A 2347-nucleotide genomic window follows, 5' to 3' on the forward strand; every position below is an offset into this window, starting at 1 on the left:
CATATTCCCAGCCCGGTCAGTACCCGCCACCAGCGCCCCACCCGCAACCGGGCCCGCATTCACCACCCGGCCCGTATCCGCAGCCGCCGTACTCACAGCCGGGCGCCTACCCGCCACCGGCGCTGTACCCACCGGGTCAGTACCCGGGGCAGCCGCCGTTCTGGTCGCCGGAGCAGCCGCCGCCGTGGGGTGCGCCGCAGCCGTTCCACCACGAGCCCGCGATCGTCGCCGCCCCACCCGGTACGCCGTACCACCGGCTCGCCCGGACTCCGAAGCACCGCTGGTGGCGCCCTGTCGCCGGGACCTTGTTCCTCGCAGCAGGCGGGTTCTTCCTGATCGGTGCACTGGTCGTCGCCTGGGTGATCGTGCACGGTCTGGTCACCGGCGACGTCTCCGAGCCGACCGGCGACGAGTTCTTCCCCAACGAGATCGAGAACCTCGCGCTCACGCTGGTGATGCTGGGCGTGCTGACGCCGCTCGTGTTGCTGGCGGCCCGGCTGGTCCAGCGCCGGCCGTGGCTGAGCGTGGCCTCGGTCGTGAACCGCATCCGCTGGCGCTGGCTGCTCCTGACCTGCGTGCCCGCGCTGGGCTACCTCCTGCTCTCGCTCGCGCTCGGCACCCTGGTCGAGCAGATCTTCCCGACCGACGAGCCCGTCACCCCCGACGACGGCTCATGGGTCGGTCTCGCCGCGTTCGTCGTACCGGCGCTGGTGATCCTCCTGCTGGTCCCGTTCCAGTCGGCGGCGGAGGAGTTCGTCTTCCGCGGCTGGCTGGTCCAGGCGGTCGGCGCGTACGGACCGGACACCGTGGACGGCCGCTCGCCGTGGTTCAAGGTGATCTGGCGGACGCCGTGGCCGGGGCTCGTGATCAGCAGCGTGGCCTTCGTGTCGGCCCACGGCTACACCGGCTGGGCGATGGCGGACATCTTCGTGTTCGCGATGGTCGTCGGCTGGCTGACCGTCCGCACCGGCGGGCTGGAGGCCGCCATCACCGTGCACGCGCTGAACAACGTGTTCGCCTTCTTGTTGCCGGCGGCAATGGGAAGCCTGGACGGCTGGGACGAGCAGGGCGGGGCGCCGTGGACCCTGCTGGTCGTCGACCTGCCCTGCCTGGCCGTGTACGCGGCCGCGGTCGTCTGGCTCGCGAAGCGGCAGCGGATCGCCCGCGTCAGCTGACTCCGGCGGCCGCGAAAAACCGGGGGAGAAGTGTCGGCGCGCTCTGGCAGGGTGTCGGTGTGACGAACGCGAACATCCCATCGATCGAAGCCGTCCTGTTCGACTGGGGCGGCACCCTGGCCACCTGGCACGACATCGACCTGTACGCCGTCTGGCGGTCGGTGGCGGAGCTGATCGACGACGCCCGGGCCGACGAGCTCGCCGAGCGGCTGGTCAAGGCCGAGGGCTCCGTCTGGCTGCGCTCCCGCGACGAGCACCTGAGCAGCACCCTCGAGGAGGTGTGCCTGCTCGCGGACGTGGTGATGACGCCGGCCGCCCTGGCGGAGTACGAGCGGCAGTGGCACCCGCACACCGAGCTCGAGCCGGACGCCGTCCAGACGCTGCGGGACCTGCGGGCGCGCGGTCTGAAGATCGGCCTGCTGTCGAACACGATCTGGTCGCGCCCACGGCACGAGGAGATCTTCGCGCGCGACGGCGTCCTCGAGCTGCTGGACGGCGCGGTCTACACCAGCGAGATCCGGCACACCAAGCCGCACCCGGAGGCGTTCCTGGCCGCGATGAAGGCGGTCGGGGCGTCCGAGCCGGAGCGGTGCCTGTTCGTCGGCGACCGGCTGTTCGACGACGTCTGGGGCGCGCAGAACGCCGGCATGCGCGCCGTCCACATCCCGCACAGCGCGATCCCGCTCGAGCAGATCGGCCACACGGAGGGAACGCCGGACGCGACCGTCCACCGCCTGTCCGAGCTGCCGGGCCTGATCGACACCTGGAACGGGATCGTCGGCTGAACCGTTCCGTCACGTACCCGACGCGCTACGGCTAGCGACCGGACACCAAGTCTGGTTAACGTCCAACCTCCGAGCAACCCGCCCATGGAGGATTCTGACATGCTTTCCACCCGCCGTAGATTCGCTGCGCTCGTGGCCGCTGCCGCGCTCGGCCTGACCGTCACCGGCGGCGTCTCGCAGGCCGCCACCACCCAGTACGACGAGATCGCACCGGCCGGTGGCGGTACGGCACAGCCGCTGCACGTGATGTCGTACAACCTGCGCTACGCCAGTGACACCCCACCGAACGAGTGGAGCGCCCGGCGCCCGGTCATGCGTGAGCAGTTGCGGAGCGCACGGCCGCAGCTGATCGGGACGCAGGAGGGCCTGTATGCCCAGTTGCAGGAC

At 70.9% G+C, this 2347-nt stretch carries 2 protein-coding genes and 1 pseudogene; all 3 read left to right on the plus strand.

The window, feature by feature from the left end; genetic code table 11:
- Window positions 1-1175, plus strand: a 1175-nt coding sequence (locus E1218_RS36465; RefSeq protein WP_165949571.1) for a CPBP family intramembrane glutamic endopeptidase, incomplete at its 5' end; no start/stop codon positions are given.
- Between the two features lie 59 nt (window positions 1176-1234).
- Window positions 1235-1960, plus strand: a complete 726-nt coding sequence (locus tag E1218_RS35470; RefSeq protein ID WP_132327406.1) for an HAD family hydrolase — start codon at window positions 1235-1237, stop codon at window positions 1958-1960.
- Window positions 1961-2059: 99 nt separating this feature from the next.
- Window positions 2060-2347 (plus strand): annotated as a pseudogene (locus E1218_RS35475) (endonuclease/exonuclease/phosphatase family protein); the annotation flags it as partial.

This window comes from Kribbella turkmenica, assembly GCF_004348725.1.
In the GTDB taxonomy this organism is placed as follows: domain Bacteria; phylum Actinomycetota; class Actinomycetes; order Propionibacteriales; family Kribbellaceae; genus Kribbella; species Kribbella turkmenica.